Origin of the sequence: Pseudoalteromonas sp. TB51, from assembly GCF_000498055.1 — a bacterium.
Taxonomy (GTDB): domain Bacteria; phylum Pseudomonadota; class Gammaproteobacteria; order Enterobacterales; family Alteromonadaceae; genus Pseudoalteromonas; species Pseudoalteromonas atlantica.
Window position 1 is genome coordinate 1 of record NZ_AUTO01000252.1, and the last position, 14,914, is coordinate 14,914.

General features: G+C 42.0%; 11 protein-coding genes and 2 rRNA genes. 8 read left to right on the forward strand and 5 right to left on the reverse strand.

Annotated elements, in window-relative coordinates; genetic code table 11:
• The 3 genes from rrf (L650_RS0114550) to glsB all read left to right on the forward strand — a co-directional run bounded on the left by rrf (L650_RS0114550) (position 1) and on the right by glsB (position 1,800).
• Positions 1–115, forward strand: a 5S ribosomal RNA gene (gene rrf / locus L650_RS0114550).
• A 62-nt stretch (positions 116–177) separates the two neighbouring features.
• Positions 178–292 (forward strand): 5S ribosomal RNA (gene rrf, locus L650_RS0114555).
• A gap of 584 nt (positions 293–876) precedes the next feature.
• On the forward strand, positions 877–1,800 hold the full coding sequence (glsB, locus tag L650_RS0114560) for a glutaminase B (protein WP_029773556.1): 924 nt from the start codon (positions 877–879) through the stop codon (positions 1,798–1,800).
• Between the two features lie 34 nt (positions 1,801–1,834).
• Here the strand turns inward: glsB and L650_RS0114565 are convergent, their stop codons facing one another.
• Positions 1,835–3,139 (reverse strand): inosine/guanosine kinase, encoded by a 1,305-nt coding sequence (locus L650_RS0114565; RefSeq protein WP_004588578.1) that lies wholly within the window; start codon positions 3,137–3,139, stop codon positions 1,835–1,837.
• A 178-nt stretch (positions 3,140–3,317) separates the two neighbouring features.
• Here L650_RS0114565 and tadA point away from each other — a divergent pair, with 178 nt between their 5' ends.
• Positions 3,318–3,821: a tRNA adenosine(34) deaminase TadA gene (tadA, locus tag L650_RS0114570; protein ID WP_004588577.1), complete on the forward strand. Its 504-nt coding sequence runs from the start codon at positions 3,318–3,320 to the stop codon at positions 3,819–3,821.
• On the opposite strand, the gene L650_RS24350 is transcribed toward tadA, so the two are convergent.
• Entirely contained in the window at positions 3,818–3,982 is a 165-nt protein-coding gene (locus L650_RS24350; protein WP_164488074.1) for a hypothetical protein, read from the reverse strand. The two genes, tadA and L650_RS24350, sit on opposite strands and share 4 nt — an antisense overlap.
• A 245-nt stretch (positions 3,983–4,227) precedes the next feature.
• The gene (mltF, locus tag L650_RS0114580) at positions 4,228–5,742 is read right to left on the reverse strand and encodes a membrane-bound lytic murein transglycosylase MltF (RefSeq protein ID WP_029773557.1); all 1,515 of its coding nucleotides are present in this window, start codon (positions 5,740–5,742) and stop codon (positions 4,228–4,230) included.
• 211 nt (positions 5,743–5,953) lie between these two features.
• Here mltF and purL point away from each other — a divergent pair, with 211 nt between their 5' ends.
• From purL to L650_RS0114600, 4 genes are all read left to right on the forward strand, one after another.
• Positions 5,954–9,844 carry a phosphoribosylformylglycinamidine synthase gene (gene purL / locus L650_RS0114585; RefSeq protein ID WP_029773558.1) on the forward strand — a complete coding sequence of 1,297 codons (3,891 nt, stop codon included), beginning with the start codon at positions 5,954–5,956 and terminating at the stop codon, positions 9,842–9,844.
• A 133-nt stretch (positions 9,845–9,977) separates the two neighbouring features.
• On the forward strand, positions 9,978–12,458 hold the full coding sequence (locus L650_RS0114590; RefSeq protein WP_029773559.1) for a YdbH domain-containing protein: 2,481 nt from the start codon (positions 9,978–9,980) through the stop codon (positions 12,456–12,458).
• Positions 12,436–12,633 carry a YnbE family lipoprotein gene (locus tag L650_RS0114595; RefSeq protein ID WP_004588572.1) on the forward strand — a complete coding sequence of 66 codons (198 nt, stop codon included), beginning with the start codon at positions 12,436–12,438 and terminating at the stop codon, positions 12,631–12,633. Before L650_RS0114590 ends, L650_RS0114595 begins: the two co-directional genes overlap by 23 nt.
• 10 nt (positions 12,634–12,643) lie before the next feature.
• Positions 12,644–12,973: a YdbL family protein gene (locus L650_RS0114600; protein WP_004588571.1), complete on the forward strand. Its 330-nt coding sequence runs from the start codon at positions 12,644–12,646 to the stop codon at positions 12,971–12,973.
• Between the two features lie 37 nt (positions 12,974–13,010).
• On the opposite strand, the gene L650_RS0114605 is transcribed toward L650_RS0114600, so the two are convergent.
• Both L650_RS0114605 and waaA read right to left on the reverse strand, forming a co-directional pair.
• Entirely contained in the window at positions 13,011–13,559 is a 549-nt protein-coding gene (locus L650_RS0114605; RefSeq protein WP_029773560.1) for a DUF1415 domain-containing protein, read from the reverse strand.
• Entirely contained in the window at positions 13,556–14,839 is a 1,284-nt protein-coding gene (gene waaA / locus L650_RS0114610; RefSeq protein ID WP_029773561.1) for a lipid IV(A) 3-deoxy-D-manno-octulosonic acid transferase, read from the reverse strand. Before waaA ends, L650_RS0114605 begins: the two co-directional genes overlap by 4 nt.
• Positions 14,840–14,914 lie beyond the last annotated feature (75 nt).

Genomic DNA, 14,914 nt, shown 5'->3' on the forward strand with positions numbered 1-14,914 from the left:
CTTGGTAACCATAGCGTTTTGGACCCACCTGACCCCATGCCGAACTCAGTAGTGAAACGAAACAGCGCCGATGATAGTGTAGCATTTGCTATGTGAAAGTAGGACATTGCCAGGCTCCAAATTCAGTCGAAGGACTTAAAGCTTAATAAATAAAATAAGAAAATTGAACAGAATTTTCTTGGTAACCATAGCGTTTTGGACCCACCTGACCCCATGCCGAACTCAGTAGTGAAACGAAACAGCGCCGATGATAGTGTAGCATTTGCTATGTGAAAGTAGGACATTGCCAGGATTCAAATACAAGAAAGCCCGGCTCGAAAGAGCCGGGCTTTTTTACGTCTGAAGAAAAGTTAAATACGTACAATTAATACACACTAATCTACTTCTAGAATGTAGGTCGGGCGAGCGTAGCGACTCCCGACGCAATGATAATATTCCATTTGCTATTTGACTCTCCACCGCTGTGGGTACTACGACATTACCAGGATTCAAATTAAAGAAACCCGTTACAGCGATGTAACGGGTCTTTTGCTATCTGGAGTTTAATAAAAAGCCAAGATCTCATGCTAACTCAGTCTTTGTAATGCCCGCCCTTGTAAATCCTTTGAGCCATAACATTCATATCCTTATAGAAAGCTAAGCCATTATAGGCAAAGTCAAGGCGCACATCGTGCTCAGTGTAATCAGTTTTTATAGCCCCGCAAAATGATTAAGGCTTATTGCGGATTAGTATTGCTTTGATATAGAAAATATCACTTTGAAAATAAACATTAAGTTCATGCTTATCTGCTATTTTATTCATGTAACATAGCTAGGCGTGCAGAAGTTGTGCGTGTTAAAATCAAATTTTTATAAATGCCAAAATAGAGGTGTCAATTGCCCACTGCTGACTACCAAACTGTACTAGATGAAATAGCACATGAAGTGCGCCCTTTGTTATCACAAGGTAAAGTTGCGGATTATATACCTGCACTTGCTGAGATTTCTAGCGAGCAGTTTTCTATTGCTATTTATACCACTGATGGCGAAACCATTTGTGCGGGTGATTGCTCAAAACGTTTTACTATTCAGTCAGTTTCTAAAGTAATGACGCTTACAATGGCGCTACAGCGCTATGGCGACGAACTATGGCATCGGGTAGGTAAAGAGCCCTCTGGTACCGCGTTTAATTCTCTTACGCAGTTAGAGTTCGAAAAAGGCGTGCCACGTAATCCTTTCATTAATGCTGGCGCGATTGTGACGTGTGATGCTTTGTACAGTCGATTATCCGCACCTCGCCACTCAATGCTTGAAACGTTTAGGTTACTTGCAGGTAATAGTGCAATAGTGATTGATAAAAAAGTGGCCAATTCTGAGTACGAGTTTAGGCATAGAAATGCGGCAATGGCGCATTTAATGAAGTCGTTTGGTAATTTTGAGAATGACGTCGATGACGTACTTTGGTCTTACTTCAATTTTTGTGCGATTGAGCTTAACTGTATTGAGTTAGCTAGAGCGTATAACTTTTTAGCGAATAAAGGGGTTGATTACAGCTCGGGTAAGCGCGTTTTGAGTAGTCGCCAGAATAAACAATTAAATTCGATTTTATTCACCAGCGGCTTATATGATGCGGCAGGTGACTTTGGCTACAGAGTGGGTATGCCGGGTAAGTCGGGTGTGTCAGGCACTATATTAGCGGTATTACCGGGTAAGTTTACAGTGGCAGTATATTCACCAGGGCTTAATGAATTTGGTAACTCGGTGGCGGGGATAGCAGCATTAGAGCTGCTATCTAAAAAGCTCGATATTTCGATTTTCTAAAATACCGCAATAGGGAGCACGTAAAGCTCCCTATTTATTGGTCCCAGTACACTTGCTCAAGGCAGTCTTCGCGCTCTGGTAACCCACGTGATAAACGTGGAGAGTGCTGCACTAATACCTCGTAACTTGCGCGGTTAGCGTACTTACTAATTTGTGCAAGAGAAGAGTAGGTAATGGCCTTTTGTTCGTGTTTTGCTGAGTTAGCGACATTTAACTTATGATAAACGTTTGCTGATAAATCGTGTAACACGGCAGCCAACGCACAATCGCCAGCACCATTGGTGTTTTTGATTGAATCAGGCCCCCCCATGAATGGCGCCGTATGGCTATACGCTTTTATCGGGTTTTCGCAATCGGATTTTTTCATTGCACGAGAAAATTCATAGCGATTAAAATCGGCAATGGCACCTGGTAATAGTGGGTACTCGGTTGCACGTTTAAAGCTTTCATCAACGTAACCTGCCATAAATAAGCCTTTTTCGCCAGCGGTACAAATAACTAAGTCTACCCAGTCAAGTGCTTTGTCTGCGGCTAATAACGGGTCTTCAAAGCCAGTAATTGCTAGCCCTTCTTCTTCGTTCATGGCAAGTATATCGACATGCTCGTTTACAAAGTTAGCCCACCAGGTTGGATCTTGCTCAATTAAAAACTTAGTGCCGAGTGTTAAAACTACCGGTACACCTGCATCGTTAGCGTATTTAACTGCTTGCATGGTCGCTTCAGTCATTGTTTCATCACCCTGTGTACGCATTAGGTAGGCGCTGATCACAAGTGCTGATGACTGCTCAATTAAGTGTTTATCGATAGACTCAGGCTTTAAGTGATTCATTAAACCGGCGCTAATTGCGAATGTACGCTCGCCTGTTTCATCAATTAAGGTAAAACAACGGCCAATAGGGCCATCTACTGGTTGTAAATAGTCTAAATCAACGCGGCTTGATGTGTTACATAAAAAGCGATAGGCATAGCTGCCAATTTTTATGTTTTCACTCATAACACCGAGCAATACTGAACGGTCATCTGCTAGTACAGAGTAGTTATGCATTGTGTTACCAATGGTGCCACCGGCAAATTCGTAATCAACCATGTCGTTTAGTTTTAAACGGTCGTAAAGTGCGTTAGTAATATCGCTATCAATAACTTGCGACATTCCTCGGCGAAGTTGAAACTCGTCTAAAAAAGCCTGATCGACTTTGGCTTCAATATCAACAACGATCTGATCGATACCCGTAATGTAGCTACGTTGTAATCGCTCAGTTGCGTTTAGCTGATTAGTAAGTGGATCTTTAGCCTCCACTGGAAAATAATGTTTATGTCTGCGGCGTCCAGGAAATTTCATTTGCTACCTGTGTTGTGAGCTAAATAAAAAAAGCGTGAGATTATAGCGTAAATCACACTCTATGAGCCACGATAAACCACATTATTTTGTTTTATTTTTGCAATAATTTAATCAATTACGCATTTTAAACAGGCAAGTTGATATAATACCGAAAGAAAATTTATTTAAAGTAAGCACTATGAACGATCTTAAAAGCGATGAGTATTGGATGGAGCAGGCATTAGTTTATGCCAATAAGGCGCAGCAATTGGGCGAAATTCCGGTAGGAGCTGTCCTTGTGAAAGATAACACGCTTATTGCAGCGGGTTATAATCGTTCAATTACTGATAACGACCCCTCTGCGCACGCCGAAATGATTGCAGTGCGTGAAGGAGGGAGAGCTTTAAATAATTACCGTTTAATTGATTGCACTTTGTACGTTACGTTAGAGCCATGCTCTATGTGTGCCGGGCTGTTAGTGCATAGCAGAATAAAGCGCCTCGTCTACGGTGCGCCAGATGCTAAAACAGGCTCGGCTGGGTCTATTATGAACTTATTGCAAGAGCCGAGGCTGAACCATCAGGTAGAGGTATTAGGTGGGGTGCTTGGTCAAACCTGTGGTAGTACTATTTCGGCGTTTTTTAAACAACGCCGAGAACAAATTAAAGCGGCTAAAAAAGCAGCTCGCCAAATTAGTGACTAGTTAACCTTATTTGAATCTACTTCTATCATTTGCTGCATAGCAAACATACGACGACGCCAAATAATTTTTTTATGTAAGTTACGTAGCATAATACGACGTCTGGTGGCTGTTGAATGAATAATATTGCGTTTTAGTTTTTGCGTGCGTCTACGTTTTAGCATGTGTTCTCCTAATGCGTGAGAGTGAGAAAGGCACAAGATATATATTAAAAATCAGGTAAATATACTATAAACACACATTAGTGATCATTTCATGACAAGTAAACAGATTTTTAATTTAGTTACTAGAGTGGTTAGGCCTGAAGGGGAAATTAGCGCCTGCTAAGATGACAAAATAAGCATTTAATGCCCACATTTTAATGTTTCACAGGCCTGAGCAGCCCATTTAAAACGTAAATATAAACGCTTTACTGAGACTGCTGCGTGTTATTTTCACCTTGCTTACTTTTTTCTTCAGGTGAAAGTGAAGGGGTAGGTTCGGTTTTATCGTTGTTTACAGGCTTTTTGCTTGGTTGAGCTGCTTTTTCAACTTTAGGTGCTTCAGGTTCTGATTCAGGTTCTGGCTCTGGCGCTAGGGCATTATTTTCATCAAGCCATACAAGTGCATCGTAATACCTGCGAATGTTATCAACATATTTTACCGCAACATCGCCACGTGCATAGCCGTAACGGGTTTTACGGTAATAACGTTTTTTGATTAAAAGTGGTAAGCGCTTTTTAACATCGGCCCATTTATCAGGGCTCGCCCCTTGTTGTTCGGTAATAATGCGCGCGTCGTTAACGTGCCCCCAACCTACATTATAGGCTGCCAGTGCAAGCCAAGTTCTATCGGGCTGCGGGATTCTATCGGGGATGCGTTTAACGAGCTTAGCTAAGTATTTAGCTCCGCCACGGATGTTTTGCTCTGGCTCTAACCTATTTGTTACGCCCACCTGTTTAGCGGTACTGCGTGTCAGCATCATAATGCCTCTCACACCTGTAGGCGATTTAGCGCGAGGGTTCCACATAGATTCTTGGTAGCTAAGCGCAGCAAGTAAGCGCCAGTCAAGGCTACCTGCATATTGCTCAAACCAAGGCCTGTAAGTGGGTAGCGTTTCTTTTATAGCTTCAATGTATGCAAGCGTATTAACGTAGTTAAACTGGCGTACGTGCCCAAAGTACTTTTCTTCGAGCACATACAGCTGGTTACTTTGTTTTACGTCACCGAAAAAGGGCACTAGCAGTGCATAAAGCGAATCATCTTTTGATTTATTAAGGATCCAAGCTATGGGGTCATTTCGGGTAACTGAAAAGCCAATGCTTAAATTTGGGTGGTAACGTCTAAACAGCGAAAGCGTGTGTGAGTCGGCGAGGGTGTAATCTATTTCGCCATCGATAACGGCTTGTAAAAGCTCCTCTTCATCGAGCTCTTCAGTTTCTTGCCAGGTTAAATCTGGGTTACTCTTTTTTATTTTTTGTAAGGTTAAAGAGTGGCTACTTTTGGCTATAACGGTAAAGTTTCCATCAAGGTCGTCAAATTCACGTGGGCGAACTCGACCTTGTTTATAAACCAACTTTTGGCTAATTGTTCTGTAAGTGGGGCCATAGCGGTATTGCTGTGCACGCACTTTGTTGTAGGTAAGTCCTGAGGCTATTAAGTCTAAATCACCACTTTCAAGGCGCTCAAACATATCGGATAAATTAAAAAACGGCACTATTTCTAGTTCAACACCTAGGTAGTCGGCAAAAGCTTGAGATAGCTCGTATTCAAAACCTTGCTCGCCTTGCACGGCTTGGTAGTAATTGCTGGCACTGGCAAGGGTACCTACACGTATTTTGTTTTGTGCTTTAATTTGGGCAAGTTGAGTTTGTTGCTCCTGCATATTACACGCACACAACAACATAACTAAAGTGATGATAATTATTAGCTTTTCTTTCAACATTAACCGCCCCATAAAGCTCATACCCCGTTATACCAAAACTTCACTATGGCGTCACTTAGCGTTTAGCTTTTATTGGTAATTTTGCTGCTGTTTATATAAATAAAAAGTTAATTTTCTGAAAAGCGCAATTTGGAGTTAAAACTCGGTGCTACATAGACTATAATGCCCGCCTAAAATATCGTTCAATCCCTAACCCCGGATGAAATTATCTATGTTGATCCTTCGTGGTGCACCAGCACTTTCAGAGTTCAGAGTTAATAAAATTTTAGCGCGTTGCAAACTATCGCAACTTCCAGTCACCAATGTATATGCCGAGTATGCACATTTTGCCGATTTAACCTCGCCTTTGAGTGTTGATGAGCAAACTAAGCTTGAAAAACTACTTACTTACGGTCCAACTATTGCCGAGCATACCCCAGCTGGCACACTTATTTTAGTTACCCCTCGCCCTGGCACCATTTCACCATGGGCATCTAAAGCAACCGACATAGCGCATAACTGTGGCCTTAAACAGGTTCACCGTGTTGAGCGTGGTATTGCTTATTACGTAGAAGGTGAACTAAGTGCAGATCAGCTTGCTCAAGTAACGGCGTTATTACACGACCGTATGACTGAGGCAACGCATAGCGAACTTGCTTCTGCAGCGCAGTTATTCCGCAATGACTCACCTCGCGAAATGTCATCAGTTGACATTTTAGGTGGCGGGCGCGAAGCATTGGCTGCGGCAAACGTTGAACAAGGTTTTGCGCTTGCTGATGACGAGATAGACTACTTAGTAGAAAACTTTAAAAAGTTAGGCCGTAACCCTAACGACATAGAGTTATTTATGTTTGCGCAAGCAAACTCTGAGCATTGTCGTCATAAAATATTTAATGCTGATTGGACAATTGATGGTATTGAGCAGCCTAAATCGCTGTTTAAAATGATCAAAAATACATTTGAGCACAATCCTGAAAATGTGCTGTCGGCGTACAAAGATAACGCAGCAGTAATGAAGGGATCAAAAGCGGGCCGTTTCTTCCCGAATGCGCTAGGTGAATATGCGTATCATCAAGAAGACATAGAAATTTTAATGAAGGTAGAAACCCATAACCACCCAACAGCTATAGCACCATTTTCAGGTGCGGCTACAGGCTCAGGTGGTGAAATTCGCGATGAAGGTGCAACAGGCCGCGGCTCTAAGCCAAAAGCGGGTTTAGTTGGTTTTACGGTTTCTAACTTACGTATTCCGGGTTACGAACAACCGTGGGAAAGCGACTTTGGTAAACCTAACCGTATCGTAAATGCGCTTGATATTATGATGGACGGCCCTTTAGGCGGCGCGGCATTTAATAATGAGTTTGGACGTCCTAACTTATTAGGTTACTTTCGTACCTACGAAGAAAAAGTAACAAGTCACAATGGTGAAGAGGTGCGTGGTTACCACAAGCCTATTATGCTTGCCGGTGGTTTAGGTAATATTCGTGCTGATCATGTTCAAAAAGGGGATATTCCAGTCGGTGCAAAACTTATTGCACTAGGTGGCCCTGCAATGAACATTGGCTTAGGCGGCGGTGCAGCATCAAGCATGGCATCGGGCCAATCAAACGAAGATTTAGATTTTGCTTCTGTACAGCGTGAAAACCCAGAAATGGAACGCCGTTGCCAAGAAGTGATCGATAAGTGTTGGCAACTAGGGGATGAAAACCCAATTGCGTTTATACATGATGTAGGCGCCGGTGGTTTATCTAATGCGTTTCCTGAGCTTGTAGATGATGGTGGCCGTGGTGGTAAATTCCAACTACGTGATATTCCTAACGATGAGCCGGGCATGGCCCCACACGAAATTTGGTGTAACGAATCGCAAGAACGTTATGTACTGGCTGTTGCTGTTGAAGATTTTGATCGCTTTGAAGCCATTTGTAAGCGCGAACGTGCGCAGTACGCAGTAATAGGTGAAGCCACAGAAGAGCGCCACTTAACTGTTGCCGACAGCCACTTTGATAACAGCCCTGTTGATTTGCCGCTTGATGTATTATTAGGTAAAGCACCTAAAATGCATCGCGATGTAACTTCAAAGCAAGTTACCGGTAAGGCAATTGATGCAGAGTCGATTGATATAGCCGAGGCTGCTCAGCGTTTACTGCGCTTACCTACCATTGCAGAAAAAACATTCTTAATTACCATTGGCGATCGCTCGGTTACCGGTTTAGTAGCACGGGATCAAATGGTAGGCCCTTGGCAAGTACCTGTGGCTAACTGTGCAGTTACCGCAGCAACGTACGACACTTACCACGGTGAAGCTATGTCACTGGGTGAGCGCACGCCGGCAGCACTATTAAATTACGGTGCATCGGCGCGTTTAGCCGTGGCAGAGTCACTAACCAATATTGCCTGTGCCAACATTGGTAGCCTAGAGAACATTAAGCTATCGGCTAATTGGATGGCTGCAGCAGGTCACCCTGGTGAAGACGCCGGCCTTTACGAAGCTGTAAAAGCGGTAGGCGAAGAGCTTTGTCCTGCGCTTGGTTTAACTATACCTGTAGGTAAAGATTCTATGTCGATGAAAACGACATGGAAAAACGAGGATGATAGTGCTGAGCAATCAGTTACTTCTCCGTTATCACTTATTATTACTGCCTTTGGCCGTGTTGACGACGTGCGTAAAACAGTGACTCCGCAGTTACGTACTGATAAAGGCGATACATCACTTATTTTAGTTGACTTAGGCGCGGGTAAAAACCGACTGGGCGCATCAAGCCTTGCACAGGTTTATAAGCAGCTTGGTGATGTTACTCCAGATGTTGACAGCCCTGAGCTACTTAAAGGCTTTTACAATGCCATGCAAGCACTTGTCGCTGATAGCAAGCTACTTGCTTATCATGACCGCTCAGACGGTGGTTTATTTACTACTGTAACTGAAATGGCATTTGCTGGGCACACCGGTGTGACTGTTGATTTAGCTGGTTTAACCGGGACAGATCTAGAAGCGCTTTATAACGAAGAGCTTGGCGCGGTAATTCAAGTTGCTAACAGCGATTTAGATGCCGTAAATGCTGTATTTGAACAACACGGTGTTGCTGCAATTAGCCACGTGATTGGCTCGCTTAATAGCGACGATAGCATTGTATTTAACCGTGGTGAGCAAACTGTACTTAATCATACTCGTACTGAATTACGTACTATTTGGGCCGAAACAACGTACCAAATGCAAGCACGTCGTGATAACCCTGATTGTGCTAAGCAAGAGTTTGATGCCAAGTTTGATGCAAAAGATCCAGGCTTAAACGTAAAACTTAACTTTGACTTAAACGAAGATATAGCCGCACCGTACATTGCAACGGGCGCTAAGCCGCAAATGGCTATTTTACGTGAGCAAGGCGTTAACTCGCATTTAGAAATGGCTGCTGCGTTTAACCGTGCTGGTTTTGCCGCTGTTGATGTACACATGAGCGATATCCTCGAAGGGCGTTTAACCCTTGAGCAATTTAAAGGCTTAGTGGCATGTGGTGGTTTCTCTTATGGTGACGTATTAGGCGCCGGTGAAGGCTGGGCTAAGTCTATATTGTTTAACGATATGGCACGCGATCAGTTCCAAAACTTCTTCCACCGTGAAGACACCTTTAGCTTAGGTGTGTGTAATGGTTGTCAAATGTTATCAACATTGAAAGAGTTAATTCCGGGTACTGAGCATTGGCCTCGTTTTGTAACAAATAAGTCAGAGCGTTTTGAAGCACGCTTTAGCTTAGTTGAAATACAAGAAAACCCGTCTGTGTTCTTTAATGGAATGGAAGGGTCGCGTATGCCAATTGCCGTATCTCATGGTGAAGGTCATGCAGAGTTTGCAAACGATGCCGCCACTAAAGCTGCGCTTGAAAGCGGCACTGTTGCGGTTAAATTTGTAGATAACTATGGTAACCCGACAACGCAATATCCGGCTAACCCGAATGGTTCACCAGAGGGTATTACCGGTATTACCTCTACTGATGGCCGTGCCACTGTAATGATGCCGCACCCTGAGCGTGTATTCCGCGCTGTTGCTAACTCGTGGCACCCAGATGAGTGGAAAGAGGATAGCCCATGGATGCGTATTTTCCGCAACGCACGTAAAAATGTAGGTTAAAAACGACATATACAAGTTAGATTCATAATCTAGCTGTAAAATAAAAAAGGCTGCACTGTGCAGCCTTTTTTGATTGCGTAGATTTAAAATTACGATAGTTTGTAAAGTATAAATAAAAGCTTATAAGGACAGTATGTTAAAGCGCGTTGGTTTAATTATGGGTGCTGTGTTGCTAAGTATAGTTTTGCTTGGCTATGTATTTCGTTTGCCACTATTACAATGGGCTGTAGCGCCTGAACTTGAAAAAGCAGGTGTTACCTTAAGTTGCTTAGATTTTTCGCTTACGAGTAAGTTAAATGTGCACGTACAAAAAGCCTGTTTAAGTTACCAAAATCAAGAGCTTGCTCTTACAGGTATTACTGCTAATACTAAGCATGTTAAAGTTAAACACGCAGTACTTAATGTAAATCCATTTCCTCAAAGTAGTAAAACAAGCACTGCTGCCACAATTTTAGATTTAGCGCTTCCTGAAAAAAGGCCAACAATTACAGTTGAGCATTTAACTATACACAGTGCGCTTTTAAAGCGCCCGCTAATGCTAAATATCACCGAGCCCACGCTTAACCAGTTTGTAGTCAATGGTGATTTAAACGCAAGCGCAACGCTTTACAATAATAAGGTACAAGGGCAGCTTAAAGTTAATGATGGATTATTGAAGCAACTACTTAAAACAGATAATGAGTTATTAAGTGGACTTAGCTTTAATGCAGCGCAGGCATTTAGCTTTAACGGAGTAGAGGCAAGCCTTAGTGGTGATTTACAAGCCCAGTATGACTATAAAATACAAAGCTGTGATATATCAAACAGCTCCAAAGGTGTGCTAAGTGCTACCTATAATTTAAATAGCCAAAACCTTGAGCTTGACCCAAGCAAGCTTAAAAACAATGTAAAACTTAGTAATAACTGCCAATCTCTTATTCCTGAAAGTGCCTACAAGTCATTTGCTGTAAAGCAGCTTCCACTTAATTGGCAATGGGCTTTAGTTAAACCAATTAATTTTGCACATAACAACCTCACCTTACCGTTAATAACGCTCAAAAGCGCAGAGCAAGCCAAGCAAAATATAGATATAAGGTTTACAGATACGTTTATAAATACTGCTGCACCGTTACAAAGCGCACGCACACAGCTAAAGGCACAGCTACATACAGATGAAATAGACGCTATAACGCTAAGTACGCAGCTTAAAAACGCTCAACTAAGCGGTAATTACGATATTGCGCTTAACTCTTTGCCTGAATTTTTGCCGGCTGAGGCTAACAATATTAAAGCTAAAGGGGACTTTACAGTCACTCAACTTATTGACTTTAAGCCAGAAGGTAGCGCACGTATTGAGTTAAGCGTTGATAGCGCAGCTGCTTATGGCAGCGCTCTTAACGGCTACACAGGTAACCTTGAAGCAAGTATGAATGAAAAGCTCGATGCAAAAGTAACGCTTAAAAGTAAGCTTAAAAGCGTGCAATACAACGAATATAAACTCACTGGTATTAATAACACCCTTAGTGCAAGGGCAAGCTTAGGTGTGGGAGAGTTATTTGCTCACTTAAATGCAAACACCCAAATAAATACACTCACTAGTCCAAATGTCGATTTAAATACTATAAACGTAACGTCAACTGGGCTGCAAAGTCGCGCGCTTAAAGCGTCTCATCATGTATTTGTAAATGGTGTTGAGCTGGTGGCCAATCACCATGTTTCAAAGGTAGCGCATCCGTTTGAAGTGATTATACCGCAGCAAAGTGTGCTTTCGTTAAATTCAATCGTTAGCCAATTTGAACCGTTAGCTCAGCTAACCCAAGGAAAATTGGGTGGGCGTATAAGTGGTGATGTAAATTTACAAAAAGCAAATTTTACTTTAACGATGACTGATACCAGTGCACTGTATAACGACTACTTAGCTAATCAATTTAGTATGCAGCTAGGTGGGCAGTACGATTCAGGGCAGCTTAATGTTGCCCCTACTACCTTTAATGTTAATGAATTACGTGCAGGCGCTGTAGTTAAAAGTATCACGGGTAATATTAAAGTGGTTAATAATAGCGCGCAGGCCTTTGATGTTGAAGGCGATATTTTTGGTGGTAAATTTTCTTTAGATAAATACACGCTTTTAAAGCAGCAGCAAACAGCTAATGTTACGTTTGAAAATGTTGATGCCAGTAAATTAATAACGCTTGACGATAAGTCGGGTATTACCCTAACAGGTAGGCTAAAAGGGTCGTTGCCGTTTTATTTTGATGACACAGGGGTTGAGGTAAAAAGTGGCAGCCTAACCAATCAAGGCCAAGGGAAGCTTATTATTAGTAATAACGAAGCGTTTGACGCTGTTATGCGCCAGCAACAAGAGTTACAACCTGTGCTTGGGTTGCTCAAAAACCTTGATATACAAAAACTTAATAGTACAGTAGCGCTTAAAAGTGATGGCTGGTTAAACTTAGGTGTTAACTTACAAGGCTTTAATGAGCCAGAGCAGCAACAAGTTAACTTTAATTACAATCACGAAGAAAACGTGTTTACGTTGCTAAGAGCGCTTAGACTGAGCGACGAAATAACGCAAAAAGTTGAGCAGCAATACTCTAAAAAAGGAAACTATGATGAAAAATTTGTTGAGCATTAAGGCCGTTATTGCACTTGCTGCTATTAGCGCTTTAAGCGCATGTACCCACAGAGTAGAGGTGGCAGCGAAAGAGCCGATAACGATCAATCTAAATGTAAAAGTAGATCACGAAATTAGAGTAAAAGTTGATAAAGAACTCGATAACTTATTCAGTGACGACAGTGAATTATTTTAGGAGCTAAATGATGACTATAAAAAATAAATTAAGTATTGCTACTCTAGTAAGTGCGGTATGTTTGTCGTTTTCGGCGTGGGCTATTAGTTTAGATGATGCTAAAAACCAAGGCTTAGTGGGTGAAGATAGCTCAGGTTACTTAGGGCTTGTTGTACAAAACAGCGAGGCAAAAGCCGTGGTTGAGGAAATTAATGCTAAACGTAAAGCACAGTATTTAAAGCTGGCTAAAAAGAACGATTTATCGCTGGCACAAGTAGAGGCACTCGCAGCAGCTAAAACAATCGAAAAGACCAAAAGTGGCCACTATATCGAAGTGAATGGTAACTGGGTTAAAAAGTAATACAAGCAGCTAAACATATTACTTAAAAACCGAGCGTTTAGGCGCTCGGTTTTTTTATATTTGCTAAAAGTTGCTGCCAAAAGTCGAACCCTTTGCGCCTTGCAAGCTTTATATTGTGCTCTGGTATAGATTCAGGCTCGTTATAGTTATCAAGCGCTTCGCTCATACTCAGTTCGCGAATTAAATGCAGTGTAGGGTAGGGGGCTCGGTTAGTGTAATTTGCGGCATCATCTTCGTCGCTGTCGGCAAACACGTAATCGGGATGAAAATTAGCAATTTGGTATTTACCTTCAAACCCTTGCGCTGCCAGTAAGGCATTGGCTAAATCGACTAAATCTAAAAAGTCTTCAAAATCGCTAAAGCCGTTATCAAACAGTATTAATGTGGTTTCGCGCTCTGGGTTTTGATCAAGCTGCACACACTGCTCTAGCATGTCCATTACAGCGTCATCAATTTTTGTTGCAGGGCTAAGCACATAATGAATACAGTTATTTTCTACTTCTTTACGGGCAAATGGGCAAAAATTATATTTTACAATAACGGATGATACCCACTCGCGGGTTTGGGCGATTGCTTGATGAGTCATGCTTTTGGCTCTAAATACTGATTTATAATGGTTAATGTTTTTTCAATGGCGCCTTGGTTTTTTACTACACATTGCTGCGCTTTAATACCCAAGCTTTGGCACGCTTTGGTGTTTTGGCTTAAATTAATTAATTGTTTAGCAAGCTCATCGGTATTTTCAACAACGACAGCCCCTTTAAGTTTAATTAGCTCAGGGTAGATATGATCAAAATTATACGTGTGTGGGCCTGTAATAACACCAACCGAAAAAGCAGCAGCTTCAAGTGGGTTGTGCCCACCTCGGCGAATTAAACTACCGCCTATGTAACTTACATTCGCTGCGCCATATAAACACTGTAGTTCGCCCAGTGTATCAGCTAATAGTACCTGCTCGTTTTGATAGTTATTGTTGCTGCGACGACTAAAGCTAAGTGGGCTTTGAGTTAGCGTATCGGCTACTTTATCAAATTGCTCAGGGTGGCGCGGTGCTATAACTAAAAGTGCATTAGGGTGTTTTTTTAATAGCTGCTGATGGGCGTTTAATATCATTTCGTGTTCAAGCGGGTGAGTAGAGCCTGCCACCCATACAAAACGTTCTTTGGTTTTATATTCGGCTTTAAGATTTGCAACTTTAGTTAGTTGCTCATTGCTTGGCGTAATGTCGAACTTTATTGAGCCTGTAACATGGCTTTTTGAAGGGGGTAAACCAAGTTCAATAAAGCGCTTAGCATCATTTTTATTATGACTTGCAAGCACTGAAATTGAACGCATAATTATATGCGTTAACCCTGCCACCTTTTGATACCCTTGTTGCGATTTTTCGCTTAGGCGAGCATTAAGCACCAATACCGGAATAGTCTTTTTATGGCTTATTGCCATTAAATTAGGCCACAGCTCAGTTTCTAAAATACACAGTGCTTGTGGATTTACGCGCTTTAAAAATCGAGCGCTCGAACCAGCAAAGTCTATAGGTAAATAACAACACACCACGGTATTTTTAAATTGTTCACTAATTTGCGCACGCCCGGTAGGAGTATTGCAGGTAATAAGTATATTAAGCTGCGGGTGTTGTTTTTGCAGTGCTTTAATCAGTGGCGTTGCAGCAAGGACCTCACCTACAGAAGCGCAGTGGAACACAACCGGTTTAGCGCTATTATTAAATAAGTGTTTGCTAATAAAACCAAAGCGCTCTTTAAAGTGCGCGCGGTAGCCTATATTTTTTTTACCTCTTAGTACATACAAGTAAAATACAATCAGTGGGCTAATTAAAATTAAAGCGAGTGAGTAAAAAATGCGTGCCATACTGAACTTTTATTAAGGTAAGTGGCGCTAGTTTAACGCGAAAGTGATAATTTCTGAACATGTGAAGCACTAAAT